The sequence below is a fragment of the Bacillus sp. 179-C3.3 HS genome (assembly GCF_047229225.1).
GTDB lineage: Bacteria > Bacillota > Bacilli > Bacillales > Bacillaceae > Bacillus.
On sequence record NZ_JBFEFT010000031.1, the window covers coordinates 25,649 to 41,216 of the forward strand.

Consider the following 15,568-nt stretch of genomic DNA (forward strand, 5'->3'; position numbering starts at 1 on the left):
TTCAAATCATCCGGCCAGTGGTAGACCGGATGATGTACGGTTATTTCTCTGATCGATCGACCGTCAATTCTGCTGAAGACGTATGCTTTCTTTTTTCTTCCTCAATTAAGACTCTACGCAATATTTTACCTACAGCTGTTTTTGGTAACGACTCTTTAAATTCATAGACACGTGGTACTTTAAAAGAGGCGATTCTTGTACGGACAAATCGGTCTAGCTCCTCTTCCGTCAAAAAGGCATCTTTCTTTGGTACAACAAATGCTTTCACCGTTTCTCCACGATACGGGTCCGGTATACCTGCAACGACTACTTCCTGTACGAGTTCATGTTCATATAGGGCTTCTTCGACCTCTCTAGGGTAAATATTGTAGCCACTGGCGATGATCACATCTTTTTTCCTATCGACGATATAGAAAAATCCGTCCTCATCCATATATCCAATATCTCCAGTGAAAAACCAGCCGTCTTTTAAAACAGCCGCTGTCTCCTCTGGTTGATTCCAATACCCCTTCATAATCTGTGGACCTTTCACAACGATTTCCCCATGTTCGTACGGTTCTTTGAGCTCTCCCGTTTCTTCGCAATAAATGCCTGCTTCTGTATTGGGCCAAGGACAACCCACACTGCCTGTTTTGTTCACTCCCCACAAGAAGTTGGAATGGGTCACAGGTGAGGTTTCTGAAAGACCATACCCTTCCACTAACCGGCCTCCTGTTATTTTTTCGAAGCTCTGCTTGACTTCAATCGGCAGCGGTGCTGATCCACTTAAACAAGCACGGATAGATGACAGGTCATAGTTTTCAATGTTCGGGTGATGAAGCAGGGCGATATACATCGTCGGAGCTCCCGGAAACAACGTCGGCTTTTGTTTTTCAATGGTTTTGAGCGTATCTGACACATCAAAGCGTGGAAGTAGAATCATTTGATGTCCTTCCTTCACAGCCAGGTTCAATACGGTCGTCATCCCGTACACATGGAAAAATGGAATCACGCCGAGAATTCGCTCCATTCCACGGGTTGTTTGATACATCGAGGCGGCACACATTTCTGTATTGGCTACGATATTCTCGTGTGTGAGCATGACCCCTTTTGGTAAACCTGTGGTTCCGCCTGTATACTGCAAGACAGCAACGTCTTCTTTTGGATCAAAGGACAGGTGCGAAATTGGCTCTCGAGGTGATTCTTTGATCACCTGTGAAAAAAGATGAATCGTTTCACTTTCCTCCACTTGGATGACCATTTTGTTTTTCTTTCTTTGAACAATCGGGAAAAAAATATTTTTTGGAAACGGCAAGTACTCTTGTAATTTGGTAATCACCATGTGTTCTACAGTTGTCAACGCTTTCATTTTATAGGTCTTCGGATACAATAAATCGAGTGTAATCAACACCTTTGCACCACTGTCTTCCATCTGATACGCTAGCTCTTTCTCCGTATACAGCGGATTGGTTTGAACAACGATTCCCCCCGCCATTAATACGGCATAATAAGAAATAACTGATTGCGGGCAGTTTGGTAGCATGATGGCCACCCGATCTCCCTTTTTCACGCCGAGTTTTATGAAATAGTTGGCGAGTTTTAATGAGTCTTCATATAACTGGTCATAGGTGATGGTTTTTCCTAAAAAATGAATGGCTGTATGCTCAGGTGTTGCTTCTGCGGAGCGGAATAAGTAAGATTGTAACGTTTCATTTGGGATGGTGAGTTCGTGGGGAATTTGTTTTGGGTAATGCAGAAGCCATCGTTTATCTGACTGCATAAAATCCCTCCTTCCTGAACTTTCGTACTAATTTATTATAGCAAACATTTCCTTATGGCAGTTTGCTTTTTTCATATCATCCTTGTTCCAATTGTTTATAGCCAGTACTCTGTTCATAAGAAAAGCTGCCGAGGTACTCCTTGGCAGCTTTCCAACTTGGTGTTATAGAAACATATAAACGGCGCCAATGACGGCAAAAGTGCAGGCAACTACAATTAATACTTTTGCTAGCTTTTCCATGTCGCCCTCCTTAAATGCCGGCTGCTACTACATAAGACAGCCCAACTGAAATAATGAGTGAAATAAACCCGACCGCCCGGTTATCATTTTCAATTTCTTTGTCTACTTTAAATTTTGGTGTTAAAAATTCAAAAATGAAGTAGCTCACAAGCAGCATGACAAAGCCGTAAACACCCCATCCAATCATTTGAAGAAGGGAGTTATGCTGTGCAATGGAATGTTGAAATACATTCGCAATTCCAAGGATCTTCCCGCCTGTCGCCATTGCAACTGCTAGGTTCCCCTTCTGAATCTCCTCCCAGTTTTTATAGGAAGTCACGAGTTCAAAAATGGTTAAAAATAAGACAAGACATAGGACGGCCACACTGTAATAAGCGGCAATTTCCACAAGTTCATTTTCCCAAAAGGCTTTCATGCATTTTCTCCTTTTATTTTAATTCGACAATGGTGACGCCTGATCCTCCCTCGCCTTGTTCTCCAAAACGAGCGTTTTTCACACTTCTATGTTGTTTTAATAGTTCTTGAACTCCTTTTCTAAGAGCCCCTGTCCCTTTTCCGTGAATAATTGAGACACGCGGATAGCCAGCCAATACGGCATCATCTAAATATTTCTCGACTCTGCTTAAAGCATTTTCATAACGCTCGCCTCTTAAATCGAGTTCAAGCGATACATGATAATCCTTACCTTTGACTGCTGTAATGGCTTTTTCTTGTTTAAATTCTGGAGCTGATTTTAAAAATTCCATATCTTTTTCTTTTACTTTCATTTTGAGAATGCCCATTTGGACACTCCATTCCTTCTCACCTGTTTGATCAATCAAGGTTCCTTTTTGACCGAATGTGAGGACTTTGACTTCATCGCCTGGTTTTAGCTGTCTTTCGGCTTTTTTCGCAGGCTGCGCTTTTTTCTTCCGCTCAAATTCAGGAATCGCTTCTTCCAGACGTTTCTTTGCATCAATGAGTTCATGTTCTTTAAACGAACGATGTTCACTTTTCATCGACCGCAGCTCTTGAATGATGCCTTCTGCTTCTTTTGTTGCTTGATCGATCTTTTCTTTCGCTACTTGTTCCGCTTCTTCCAGCAGCTTGTCTTTTTTCTCATGCCATTCAAGGATTTGTCTTTGAAGCTCTTGATGAAGCTTTTCGGCTTCTTTTCTATAAGACTCTGTCTCATGCAGCTCTTCTTCCGCTTGTTTCTTGCTATCTTCTAATGATGCAATCATTTGATCGACTTCATTATGCTCTGCATGCATATCCGCTTTCGCTCGATCAATTAAATGGTCTGACAAACCGAGGCGTTTGGAAATCTCAAACGCATTACTGCGTCCAGGTACACCGATGAGGAGACGATACGTTGGTGATAAGGTTTCCACATCGAACTCTACACTCGCATTCGTGACCCCTTCTCGGTTATACCCATATGCCTTCAGCTCAGGATAGTGCGTTGTCGCAATGACGCGCGCATTTGTTTGATGCACTTCGTCTAATATACTCATCGCAAGTGCCGCCCCTTCAGCAGGGTCTGTTCCTGCTCCTAGTTCGTCAAATAGCACAAGTGAATGAGAGGTCACATGTTTTAAAATATCCACAATGTTGACCATATGAGAGGAGAACGTACTCAGGCTTTGTTCAATCGATTGCTCATCTCCAATATCAGCAAACACTTGGTCGAAAATCGCGACCTCTGACCCTTCATCTACCGGTATGTGAAGACCAGCCTGCGTCATAACGGTAAGGAGACCTAGCGTTTTTAATGTGACTGTTTTTCCACCTGTATTTGGTCCAGTGATGACAATCGTCGTGAAATCCTTACCGAGCTCGATGTCATTTGCCACGACTTGCTCACGAGGCAAAAGAGGATGCCTTGCTTGTTTTAAATAAATCTCCCCTTGATCGTTCACGGTAGGCTTCGTTGCTTTTTCCGCCTTTGCGTATTTTGCTTTGGCAAAAATAAAATCTAATGTTTGAAGTTCTTTTACATTATGAAGCAGTTCCTCAATATGCTCAGATACACGCTCAGTTAGCATTTGAAGAATTTTCTCGACTTCTTGTTTTTCTTTTAAACGGGTTTGCTGCAAGGTGTTATTCAAATCAACCACAACTTGTGGCTCAATGAAAAGTGTCGCTCCAGACGAGGACTGATCATGCACAATCCCGCCATAGTTCGAACGATACTCCTGTTTAACCGGAATCACAAAGCGGTCATTACGGATGGTCACAATTGTATCTGACAACATTTTTGAAGCAGATTGCGAACGAATCATCGACTCTAATTTATCACGTACTTTCGATTCTAATGTACGTAGCTGAGTACGGATCGTGCGAAGCGCAGGAGTCGCGTGATCAAGCACCTCACCATTATCACCGATGCAATTTTCGATTTCTTTTCTGATGTCAGGCAGTAAAATAAGTGTTTCAGCATATGTGTGAAGATGCGGGATGTCTACACCATCTTCATACATCGACATGAGAAAGTGTTTCATGTTCTTTACAGCATATAATAGTCCTGCTATTTCCATCAGTTCTGAAGGGCTTAATGTACTGCCGATTTCCGCCCGTTTTACTGCACGTCTAATATCCGTGATCCCGCCAAACGGTGCAGATCCCTTTAGGCGAATAACATCCTGTGCTTCTGCTACCTCATCCAGCAGTTGTTTGATCGTATCCATATCTGTGAGCGGCGTTAAATCTTGTACTTTTTCTTTGCCTAATGTCGATGCCGCATATGACATGACTTTTTCTTTGACCTTATGAAATTCTAATGGTGTTAATACTTTTTGTTGTAGCATCGTACAACCTCCTAACGACTACCTGTCTCGCGTTAAAAACGTCTTCATCTCTTTGAGTGAGAGTGTATTTAACACATTTGCTTTCGGTGTCCAGCCTTTTCTTGCCGCTGTTACACCGACATCCATATGTTCTAGCATTGCGATGTTGTGTGCATCCGTATTGATCATGATAGGCACACCTGCTTCGTTTGCTTTGATTAAATGTTCTGTTTTCAAATCAAGTCTTGATGGGTTGCTATTGAGCTCTAGTGCAGTACCTGTTTTCTTGGCAAGCTCAATGAGCCGCTCAATGTTCACGGCATAGCCATCTCGTCTGCCGATCAAGCGTCCAGTTGGATGTGCAATTAAATCGACATGCTGGTTTTGAAGGGCTTGTTCAAGACGCTTCATAATGACTTCTTCTGGTTGAGAAAAGCTAGAATGGATTGATGCAATAACAAAATCCATTTCTGCTAAAAAGTCATCATCATAGTCTAACGATCCATCTGGCAGTATATCCATTTCGACCCCTTTAAAAATGTGGAAATGCTCAAATTCCTCGTTGAGCTGATCAATTTCCTTCGCTTGCAGTCGCAGTCGTTCTTTTGTTAAACCGTTTGCGACTTTTAAATATTGCGAGTGATCTGTGATCGCCATGTATTCATACCCTTTTGCGATACAAGCCTCAGCCATTTCACGAATTGAAAACGCACCGTCACTCCATGTCGAGTGCATGTGAAGGTCACCTTTGATATCTTTCACTTCTATAAATTGCATACTTTCTTTATACGTATCAATCTCTGCTCCGGTTTCACGAATTTCTGGCGGAATCAAAGGAAGTTGAAAATGGGCATAAAAAGCACTTTCGTCTTCGAATGTTTTTACTTCACCAGTCTCAAGCGTTTCAACGCCATATTCGCTAATCCGCTCTCCACGTTCTTTTGCAATTTGGCGCATTCTAATATTATGATCTTTTGATCCAGTGAAATGATGCAGCGTTGTGGCAAATTGCTCTGATGTCACAAGACGAAAATCGGCGCTAATTTCAAAATCTAGGGCAAGAACGACAGATACTTTAGTGTCACCGCTCGCAATGATGTCTTTTACAGGATCAAGGGCAATGAGCTGTTCTCTGACTTTCTCAGGGTGATCTGTTGCAATGATATAATCTAAGTCTTTGACTGTTTCGCGGGCGCGTCTTAAACTTCCCGCTCTTGAAAAACGGATGATTCCTTCCATCTGTTCCAGCGCATGATCTATCTGTTCTGCAACATCTAAAGCAAAACCAATGGGCAGTCTTTCTGGCTGTTTCCCTGCTTCCTCAAGAGCTGCGAGAATTTTTTCTTCTGTCTTTTTGCCAAAGCCAGCGAGTGCTTGTACTTTCTCCGTTTCACAGGCTTCCTTCAAAGATTGTGCATCGTGCACACCCAGTTCTTTGTATAGCTTTGCGATCTTCTTCCCGCCCAATCCTGGCAGTTTTAATAACGGAACAAGTCCTTCAGGCACCTCTTTTTTCAATTGTTCCAATGTTTCTGATTGCCCTTTTTCCATATACTCTGTGATCACAGCATAAGTCCCTTTCCCGATTCCTGGCAATGCCAAGAGATCTTCTATTTGAGAAAGGCTACGGTCATCCTGTTCAAGTGCCGCTGCTGCTTTACGAAAAGCTGAAACTTTGAAAGGATTATCTCCTTTTAACTCCATATACACTGCAATTGTTTCAAGAAGTTTGATAATATCTTTTTTATTCATCTCTCATTCCTCCAGCCGCTTTGGCATCTTCCTTTTTTAAATATACAAACTTTTCCTTCCCCCTACAACTTCTCGTCATGGAATGAGAAAAAACTCCTCCAAAAAGGAGAAGTTTTTAAACTCCATAAGCTGACCATAAGTCTTTTACAAGACTGGACAGATAAGGGGTGTTGCCTACGATCATATCTGCTAAAATTGATTGGCTCATCATTGTTTGGAGTGCATCAACTGGAAGTAATGCACCGACAAATAATAGGATAAACACGAATAGATACGTTTCTAGAAATCCTAAAACACCGCCGAGTAGTTTGTTTACCTGTTTAATCACAGGTATACTCGCAATGGTGGTGAGCAATCCGCCTATTATTGCAAGCAGGATTTTGGTCAAGATAAACAGAATGATAAACGCAATGGTATGATAATAAGCTGTCTCTATATTCCCACTAATGAACGCTAGCTGCGTTTGACCACCGCTAAAGTCAGGTGCAGGAATCCACGTAAGCTGTGGTGCTAGTGATTGATAAAACATTGAAGCGACTAAAATAGAAACAACAAAGCTAATCAATTTAATAAATTGAAGAATAAACCCGCGTTTCAGACCGACAAGCGTTCCCATAAGAAGCAAAATCAAAATGATGATATCGATCAAAGTTCCATTCATTCCTTTTCGTTAAGCTGAAGCTCTAGTTTTTCGTATTGCTCTTTTAATTTCAAGTAGTCGTGGACGACATTGACTGCTGTCAGCACAGCTAATTTGTTTATATCAAGGTATGGATTTTTTTCATTTATTTCTCTCATTTTATCATCAACAATTGAAGCAACATGTCGCATATGCATCTTCGTTTCTTGACCGATGATCGTATAGGACTGTCCGTAAATCTCAACTGTTGTTTTTGTTTTACCGCCGTCAGACAACGTTTCTCCTCCATTCCACGAGAATCCTAGTTTCTATCATAACACGTTTAGACATTGATTGGAAAGACGAGCCCTTCCCTGTTATGGTACACTTTAGAAATCAAAGATATTAAGGTAAAAGGAGTTTTCCACTGTGCCCCAATCCGTCTTAAAAGCAACATCAGAAGACATGAAAAAGATGAAAAGCAAGTACGAACAACATCTCACTGACACCTTACCGCCAGGCGCAGTCTTTCAAGCAAAGATCCCTGGCTGTACGATTACAGCTTATCGCTCTGGAAAGGTCCTTTTTCAAGGACAACAGGCGGAAGCGGAAGCAAGTCAGTTTAGCCATCTAACAACAGCTGATACCATCAAAAGTAAAAAGACACCTTCAGTCACCAAATACAGCCCGCCTCCGAACATTGCCTCTATGTCAGTCATTGGATCAGATGAGGTAGGGACTGGTGATTATTTTGGTCCCATTACGGTATGTGCAGCCTATGTTGACTCAAGTCAGCTTGCCCTGATGAAAGAGCTTGGTGTCAAAGACTCAAAAGGACTCAAAGATCCTCAAATTATCAATATTGCCAAAGATCTTATCAAAACCATTCCGTTCAGCCTGCTTGTCCTGCGAAATGAAAAGTACAATACCATGCAGGAAAAGGGTATGAGCCAAGGAAAAATGAAGGCACTGCTTCATAATCAAGTAATCACTTCTGTCTTAGAGAAACTAGATGGCAAAAAACCGGAAGCGATCTTAATTGACCAATTCGCCGAACCCGGAATTTATTTCAGGCATCTTGCTGGGAAGAAAATCATTCAAGAGCGTACTTATTTTAGTACAAAAGCGGAAGGAATTCACTTATCAGTTGCTGCAGCGTCTATTATCGCAAGGTATGCCTTTTTAATTGAAATGGATCAATTATCAAAAAAAGCCGGATTTGAGATACCAAAAGGGGCTGGCGCTCACGTGGATAAAGCAGCTGCCAAGCTAATCAAGCTACACGGAGAAGACGCTTTACGTCAATTTACAAAATTGCATTTTGCCAACACACAAAAGGCAAAAAAATTACTACGCTAAAAAAGAAGCTACGGCACATGAGGCCACAGCTTCTTTTTCTTTAACCGCGTAAGACGGCTTGATACGTATTTTCTAATGCTTGTAATACCTTTGTATGAACCGCTGTTACTTCTTCCTCTGTCAATGTTTGTTCCGGGTTTAAATAATGAAGAGAGAATGCAACAGATTTCTTGCCTTTTTCCATATGTTCTCCCTCATATACATCGAAAACAGAGACGTCTGTTAGCAAATGGCCACCTTCTTCATAAATGACCTGCTCCAATTGTCCACTTGAAATATGTTGATCGACCACAAGCGCAATGTCTCTTGTGACACCTGGGAATCTCGGAATGGCTGTATATTTCATATCTTCTGTTTCAGCTGTCATCACATCCGTTAAATCAAACTCGAATACATATGTCTCATTCAGATCGAGTTCCTTTTCAACGACTGGATGGAGTGCAGCTACATACCCTATCACTTTTCCATTTAAATGAACCTCTGCTGTACGTCCCGGATGTAGACCTTCACGCTCTGCTTGAACATACGTGATATGCTCTGACACACCAAGCTTTTCAAACAGACCATCTGCAATTCCCTTCGCTACATAAAAATCGACTGCTTTTTTCTCACCTTGCCAAAGGTTTTTATGCCATAAACCTGTGATCGCACCAGCAACATGCTCTTTTTCAACCGGCTTTGCTCCTTCGGTTTCTGCTAAGAACACTGAACCCGTTTCATAAAATCCAATGGAATCTGCCTGTCTCGCCAAGTTATAAGCGACTGAGTCAAGTAAATTCGGTAGAAGGCTTTGTCTTAACACACTGCGCTCCTCACTCATCGGTAGTGACAGTCTCGTTTTAAAGGCTGTATTCAACGCCAAAGTCGTGGACTTCTGTTGATTCGTTAACGAATATGTGATCGCTTGTGAAAGCCCTGCGCCTTCTAAGAAACGTCTCACCTTTCTTCGTTTTACTTGGTATGGCGTCAAACCGCCAACTGTACCAGCTGTTGACGGAAGGGTTGAAGGAATATTATCGTAGCCATATAATCGTGCCACTTCCTCAATTAAGTCTTCCTCAATCGTAATGTCCATTCTGCGAGAAGGAACTGTGACAACGAGAACATCGTTAGATTCACCGACTGTAAAGCCTAATTTATTAAAAATCTGGATCATCTCTTCTTTTGAGATACTCATGCCTAGCAATTTGTTGACGCGTTCAGTTGATACTTGAATGACATTCATGTGTGCTTCGATATGATTTTCTTCCACCGTTCCAGCAAGCACTGTACCACCCGCATACATACTGATTAATTGTGCCGCTCTTTCTGCTGCCATTTTCACTCGCTGAGGGTCTAATCCTTTTTCAAAACGTGTGCTTGATTCACTACGTAATCCTAAGTCTCTAGAAGCTTGACGGACTGTTTGACCATTAAAATATGCTGCTTCTAAAAGTATCGTTGTGGTTTCATCGCGCACCTCTGATTCAAGACCACCCATCACTCCGGCTACAGCATGCGCTTTTGTCCCATTGGTGATGACAAGATGCTTCGATGACAACGTGCGTTCTTGATCATCTAACGTTTGGATGACTTCATGATCAACTGCTTTCCGCACGACGACTTGCTTTGAACCAAAGCGGTCGTAATCAAAGGCATGAAGTGGCTGACCGTATTCAAGCAAAACAAAGTTCGTGATGTCAACAACGTTGTTAATCGGACGTATCCCTGCATTCATTAGCCTTGTTTGCATCCATAATGGTGCAGGTCCAACTTTTACATCTTTGATCATCTTTGCTGCATAAAGTGGATTTGCCTCTTGATCTTCAATGTTTACAGAGATATAATCTGCTGCTTTTTCAACAGAGGTTTCGTGTGTTGTATCAGGTAGTTTGACGTCTTTTCCTAAAATCGCTGCCACTTCATACGCTACGCCAAGCATATTCAGTGCATCTGCACGGTTTGGCGTTAACCCAAGCTCGAGTACAGCATCATCTAACTGTAATGCCTGTAGCGCATCTTCACCAGGTTTCAAGTCATTTGGGAAGACAAAAATCCCTTCTGCATATTCTTTCGGTACGAGTTTACTTTCCACACCTAATTCTTGTAGAGAGCAAATCATTCCATGAGACGCTTCGCCGCGCAATTTTGCTTTTTTGATTTTAAAATTACCAGGAAGAACTGCCCCAACAGTCGCAACGGCTACATACTGCCCTTTATCCACATTCGGCGCTCCGCAAATGATTTGGACAGGCTCATCTTCACCGATATCAACGAGACATTTGTTTAACTTGTCCGCATTAGGATGCTGTTCACGCTCCATCACGTGACCGATGACGACTCCTTTGATGCCTTCTCCTTTATACTCAACAGCCTCTACTTCGATTCCACTTCTTGTGATTTTCTCTGCCAATTCATTTGGCTGAATGCCTTCTAAATCGACATAGTCTTCTAACCATTTATATGAAACAAACATGTTGATTTCCTCCTCTTAGTCCTGCTTAAATTGCTTCGTGAATCTGATATCATTTGTGTAGAAATGACGAATATCGTCGATGCCGTATTTCAGCATGGCAATACGTTCAACACCCATTCCAAAAGCAAAGCCTTGATAAGTTTCTGGATCAAATCCGCTCATTTTCAATACATTCGGGTGAACCATTCCTGCACCTAAAATCTCAATCCAGCCTGTTCCTTTACATACAGAACAGCCTTTCCCACCGCATTTAAAGCAAGACACATCAACTTCAACAGAAGGTTCTGTAAATGGGAAGAAGCTTGGACGCAGTCTAATTTCACGATCTTCACCAAACATTTTTTTAGCGACTGTCTCTAGCGTTCCTTTTAAGTCACTCATACTAATATTGTGGTCAACCACAAGACCTTCAATTTGCATAAATTGATGTGAATGGGTCGCATCATCGCTATCTCGACGATATACCTTCCCCGGACAGATGATCTTCACAGGACCTTTTCCTTGATATTTTTCCAGTGTGCGCGCTTGAACTGGTGATGTTTGTGTTCTCATCAACGTATCTTCAGTAATATAGAAGCTATCCTGCATATCACGTGCTGGATGCTCTTTTGGAAGGTTTAATGCTTCAAAGTTATAGTAATCCGTTTCAACCTCTGGACCTTCCTCAACCGTATAACCCATTCCAATAAATAAATCTTCAATATCTTCTACAACTATCGTAAGTGGATGTCTAGCGCCCATTTTAATTGGACTTGCTGGCAATGTAACGTCAATCGTTTGAGACGCTAGCTTCTTTTTCACTTCTTCAGCTTCTAGTCGCTCATTTTTTTCAGCGATGGCATTCGCAATCTGCTCTCTTACTTCGTTTGCGAGTGCGCCCATTTTCGGTCTTTCTTCCGCGGAGAGTTTACCCATTCCGCGTAAGACTTCTGTAATCGGTCCTTTTTTCCCTAAATATTGCACACGAATGTCATTTACCTCTTTGAGCGAGCCTGCTGCTTCTACCTTCGCTATCGCCTCTTGTTCAAGCTGTTTTAACGTTTCTTGCATGAGTGTAATCCTCCTTTTGATATACAAAACCGCCTGGATAAACGGATGTTTGATCGTTTAAAGACAATAAAAAAACCCGCCCCCAATCAAAAAAGGGACGAGTTGTGGTCGCGGTACCACCCTTGTTAAGCACAAATAAAGTGCGAATAAGCTTCATTGACATAACGGAATCAAACGAATCCGGTTCACCTTTACGCAATATTGCGGTCCCGGTGACAACTCCAGAGGTGAATTCCTGCTTCAGCATCCCTTAAATGCACTTCCAGTCTACGATGCATTCTCCCTTTAAGGTCGCTTATCGAAACAATCTTCCTCTATCATGGTTTTTAAAATATTAGTTTCATTATAGTGAAATATCACAAATGATGCAACACTATCCACGCAAATGATAGACAAGAACTGCAGCTGCAACGGCTACATTTAATGATTCTGCTTTTCCGTACATCGGAACGTATAAATTCTGATCTGTCATTTGAAGGATCTCTGGATCAATCCCTGCTCCCTCGTTGCCTACAATTAACGCAAATGGGCCTTCTGCTGTGACACTTCTATATTCTTTCGCCTCTTTTAAGGCACTTCCGTACACTGGTATACCACGCTCTTTGAATGCTGGAATCGTTTGTTGTAGTGTTTGCTTTAAGATAGGCAAGTGGAAATGTGAGCCTTGTGCTGAGCGAAGCGTTTTTCCATTGAACGCATCAACAGTTCCATCTCCTAAGATGACAGCATCAAGACCAGCGGCATCTGCGGTCCGAATGAGTGTCCCCAAATTACCTGGGTCCTGTACTGCATCTAAAAGAAGAACCCGCTCATACTTCTTTTCTTCAAATGCAGGAAATGTACAAACCGCTGCGATGTGCTGAGGTGTTTCGGTTTCTGTCATCGCCGAAAATGCCTCTTCACTCAATTCATAAAGCTCTACGCTAGACTCAATATCAGCTGGCAGCATTTGTGGTGAGGTCACCATTAACTCTTTCACAATCCCGCTTTTTAATGCTTCTTCTACTAAATGCTTTCCTTCGACAAGAAATCGTCCTGTCTTTGTTCGTTCTTTTTTTGTGTGCAGCTTTTTCCATTGTTTAACGTTTGTATTCTTAGCAGATTCAATATATTTCAAGCGTCCTTAACTCCTTTAAATATCATGAACTTATTATATCTCATGCACACTACATAATAAACCTGTCTTTGAGACAGAATAGGGCTATTACCATCAAAAAAGGAGTGTGGGCAAATGGACTTCAATTTAAGAGGTGCCGTCATTCAGAACATCACTGGACACAGCCAGGAGCAGTTGGAACATACGATTTTAGACGCCATTCAGAGTGGTGAGGAAAAGATGTTGCCGGGTCTTGGTGTATTGTTCGAGGTGTTATGGCAAGAGGCTTCAGAAAGTGAAAAAAATGAAATACTTGAAACGTTAGAACAAGGGTTAAAGCCTGGACAATAGCAATAAGAAAAGCCGGTTTGCTGCACGATAGAGCAAACCGGCTTTTGTGCTTTTATCCAGAGATTGGCGTCTCCAATCGGAGCGCTGGATCTCGCCAGATTTCCACCCATTTTTTGATGGCAAATACAATGATCACAAATCCTAAGACAAGCATAATTATGGATAAGACCGCATTCAGCACACTGTAGCCAGATGCATGTGGATTAAGATACACATTGGCCACCATCCAGTATCCCGCATAATTCACCGTCACATATAAGTAAGCGAGCGGAATTAAACATGTCAGCATATACCGTCTTTTATCGGCAATTTTCAAAACAACTGTTGCCCCAATGATCAATCCGACTGAAGCCATTAACTGGTTTGATACGCCAAACAACGCCCAAATCGACCCAATATCCCCTGAGTAAAGCAAGTACCCCCACATAAAGCAGGCAAGTGCACTCGCAAACACTGATCCCGGTACCCAATCACTTCGCTTAAGCGGTTGATATACTTCCCCAAAAAAGTCTTGAATCAAGTATCTAGCCACACGTGTCCCTGCATCAATGGCGGTCAAAATAAAGACCGCTTCAAACATAATGACGAATTGGAAGAAATAAGAGGCCAAATGGCTAAAGAAAGGAATCCCCGTAAAGATATAAGCCATTCCTACAGCTAACGTAACAGCTCCACCGGTTCTCCCTTCTAAATCAAGACCAATTTCTTGGCTTAGCTGTGGAAGGTTTTCGACACTCATTCCGAGCGTTTTGAACACTTCTGGTGTACTGTTAATCGCAAAATAGTCACCTGGGTGAAGTGCGGTGGCTGCGATTAATGCCATGATACCGACCAAACATTCTACAAGCATCGCACCAAAGGCTACAGGTTTCATATCGCTCCATCGATCGAGCATTTTAGGTGTTGTCCCTGATCCAACAAAAGCATGAAATCCAGAAATCGCACCACAGGCGATGGTGATTGAAATGAAAGGCCATACAGGCCCAGCTAAAACCGGCCCTCCTCCATTCACAAACTCTGTAAACGCTGGAAATTGAATGGACGGATTGACGACAAAAATCCCGATTATGAGGGCAATGAATACACCTATTTTCATGAAACTACTTAAATAATCACGCGGTGCCAACAGTAACCACACTGGCAATGCCGCTGCAAAAAATGCATAAATCGGTAAAGCAAGCGCAAGCGTTTGTGTATCAAGAGTGAATAGATCTCCAAGTGCTGTCCCTTGAATATTCGGTCCTAGAAAGACACCTACCATGAGGAGAATAAAGCCAGCAGATGTGGCAAGCTTTAAATTGCCAGTCTTTTTATAATAAAGTCCTACCCCCATGGCAATCGGAATGGTAATACCGACCGCAAATGTGCCCCAAGGGTTTCGTTCTAACGCATGAAGTACGACCATCGATAGTCCTGCCATCGTAATGGTAATGATAAAGAGCATCGCGAGCCCTGTACAAAAACCCGCAACCGGCCCTAATTCTTCTTTTGCCACCTCTGATAGTGATTTCCCCCTCTTTCTCATAGATGCAAATAACACAACTAAATCATGCACAGCGCCTCCGATGACAGCCCCTATTAATAGCCAAAGAAGACCTGGTAAATATCCAAATTGTGCCGCTAAAATTGGACCAACCAACGGACCAGCTGCTGCGATGGCAGCAAAGTGATGACCAAAAGTGACCCATTTATTTGTTGGCACATAATCTTTTCCATCCTCAAGTGTATGAGCTGGTGTAGGATGGTCATCTGTCACCTTCAATACTTTGACCATCATAAACGTGCCGTATAGACGATACGCAATCGCTAAAATACACATAGACCCTATGACGATTGTAACCGCATTCATTTTACCATCCCCTTTGGAATAAAATTGTGTGATTGATTTCATCTTACAAAAATAAATAAAGAATCACATGTGCCTTATTAACTAGAAGCGGTCATTGTTCTGTCTTCAATTGTAAGAAGATGACTATTCACTCCCGTTCATTTCCTGGGAAATGGACACAAATAAAAAACCTTTCCTCTTGAATGAGGAAAGGTTCAGGCTGTCGAGAAAATCTTGACAGCCTTATTTTTTCCCTTAAAATTCCCATCTCCTCATTTTATAATAGAGAAA

General features: G+C 42.1%; 12 protein-coding genes. 2 read left to right on the top strand and 10 right to left on the bottom strand.

The window, feature by feature from the left end:
• Positions 1-40: 40 nt before the first annotated feature.
• The 6 genes from AB1K80_RS16020 to zapA all read right to left on the bottom strand — a co-directional run bounded on the left by AB1K80_RS16020 (position 41) and on the right by zapA (position 7,434).
• Positions 41-1,759 carry an AMP-binding protein gene (locus AB1K80_RS16020; protein WP_412857836.1) on the bottom strand — a complete coding sequence of 573 codons (1,719 nt, stop codon included), beginning with the start codon at positions 1,757-1,759 and terminating at the stop codon, positions 41-43.
• A gap of 250 nt (positions 1,760-2,009) precedes the next feature.
• A complete protein-coding gene (locus AB1K80_RS16025) occupies positions 2,010-2,414 on the bottom strand; it encodes a DUF350 domain-containing protein (protein ID WP_412857837.1) in 405 nt (134 codons plus the stop codon).
• Positions 2,415-2,427: 13 nt separating this feature from the next.
• Positions 2,428-4,788: an endonuclease MutS2 gene (locus AB1K80_RS16030; protein WP_412857838.1), complete on the bottom strand. Its 2,361-nt coding sequence runs from the start codon at positions 4,786-4,788 to the stop codon at positions 2,428-2,430.
• A gap of 18 nt (positions 4,789-4,806) precedes the next feature.
• Positions 4,807-6,519: a DNA polymerase/3'-5' exonuclease PolX gene (polX, locus tag AB1K80_RS16035; RefSeq protein ID WP_412857839.1), complete on the bottom strand. Its 1,713-nt coding sequence runs from the start codon at positions 6,517-6,519 to the stop codon at positions 4,807-4,809.
• 115 nt (positions 6,520-6,634) lie between these two features.
• Positions 6,635-7,168, bottom strand: a complete 534-nt coding sequence (locus tag AB1K80_RS16040) for a CvpA family protein (protein ID WP_412857841.1) — start codon at positions 7,166-7,168, stop codon at positions 6,635-6,637.
• An 8-nt stretch (positions 7,169-7,176) separates the two neighbouring features.
• A complete protein-coding gene (gene zapA / locus AB1K80_RS16045) occupies positions 7,177-7,434 on the bottom strand; it encodes a cell division protein ZapA (protein WP_412857843.1) in 258 nt (85 codons plus the stop codon).
• Between the two features lie 133 nt (positions 7,435-7,567).
• On the opposite strand from zapA, the gene rnhC reads away from it, so the two are divergent.
• Positions 7,568-8,497, top strand: coding sequence for a ribonuclease HIII (rnhC, locus tag AB1K80_RS16050; protein ID WP_412857844.1), 930 nt, complete (start codon positions 7,568-7,570; stop codon positions 8,495-8,497).
• Positions 8,498-8,537: 40 nt separating this feature from the next.
• Here rnhC and pheT read toward each other — a convergent pair whose 3' ends face one another.
• The 3 genes from pheT to AB1K80_RS16065 form a co-directional block, all read right to left on the bottom strand.
• Complete coding sequence (gene pheT, locus AB1K80_RS16055; RefSeq protein WP_412857846.1) at positions 8,538-10,952, bottom strand: phenylalanine--tRNA ligase subunit beta; 2,415 nt, start codon at positions 10,950-10,952, stop codon at positions 8,538-8,540.
• A gap of 15 nt (positions 10,953-10,967) precedes the next feature.
• On the bottom strand, positions 10,968-12,002 hold the full coding sequence (gene pheS / locus AB1K80_RS16060) for a phenylalanine--tRNA ligase subunit alpha (protein ID WP_412857847.1): 1,035 nt from the start codon (positions 12,000-12,002) through the stop codon (positions 10,968-10,970).
• A gap of 373 nt (positions 12,003-12,375) precedes the next feature.
• Positions 12,376-13,119 carry a TrmH family RNA methyltransferase gene (locus AB1K80_RS16065; protein WP_412857849.1) on the bottom strand — a complete coding sequence of 248 codons (744 nt, stop codon included), beginning with the start codon at positions 13,117-13,119 and terminating at the stop codon, positions 12,376-12,378.
• Positions 13,120-13,233: 114 nt separating this feature from the next.
• Here AB1K80_RS16065 and sspI point away from each other — a divergent pair, with 114 nt between their 5' ends.
• Positions 13,234-13,449, top strand: coding sequence for a small acid-soluble spore protein SspI (gene sspI / locus AB1K80_RS16070; protein WP_412857851.1), 216 nt, complete (start codon positions 13,234-13,236; stop codon positions 13,447-13,449).
• Between the two features lie 52 nt (positions 13,450-13,501).
• On the opposite strand, the gene cstA is transcribed toward sspI, so the two are convergent.
• Positions 13,502-15,298, bottom strand: a complete 1,797-nt coding sequence (gene cstA, locus AB1K80_RS16075; RefSeq protein ID WP_412857852.1) for a carbon starvation protein CstA — start codon at positions 15,296-15,298, stop codon at positions 13,502-13,504.
• Positions 15,299-15,568: the final 270 nt, after the last annotated feature.

Excerpts from the sequence above, each read along its gene's own strand:
- AB1K80_RS16020 (WP_412857836.1), bottom strand. The coding sequence starts at position 1,759 with ATGCAGTCAGATAAACGATGGCTTCTGCATTACCCAAAACAAATTCCC.
- AB1K80_RS16025 (WP_412857837.1), bottom strand. The coding sequence starts at position 2,414 with ATGAAAGCCTTTTGGGAAAATGAACTTGTGGAAATTGCCGCTTATTAC.
- AB1K80_RS16030 (WP_412857838.1), bottom strand. The coding sequence starts at position 4,788 with ATGCTACAACAAAAAGTATTAACACCATTAGAATTTCATAAGGTCAAA.
- polX (WP_412857839.1), bottom strand. The coding sequence starts at position 6,519 with ATGAATAAAAAAGATATTATCAAACTTCTTGAAACAATTGCAGTGTAT.
- pheT (WP_412857846.1), bottom strand. The coding sequence starts at position 10,952 with ATGTTTGTTTCATATAAATGGTTAGAAGACTATGTCGATTTAGAAGGC.
- pheS (WP_412857847.1), bottom strand. The coding sequence starts at position 12,002 with ATGCAAGAAACGTTAAAACAGCTTGAACAAGAGGCGATAGCGAAGGTA.
- sspI (WP_412857851.1), top strand. The coding sequence starts at position 13,234 with ATGGACTTCAATTTAAGAGGTGCCGTCATTCAGAACATCACTGGACAC.
- cstA (WP_412857852.1), bottom strand. The coding sequence starts at position 15,298 with ATGAATGCGGTTACAATCGTCATAGGGTCTATGTGTATTTTAGCGATT.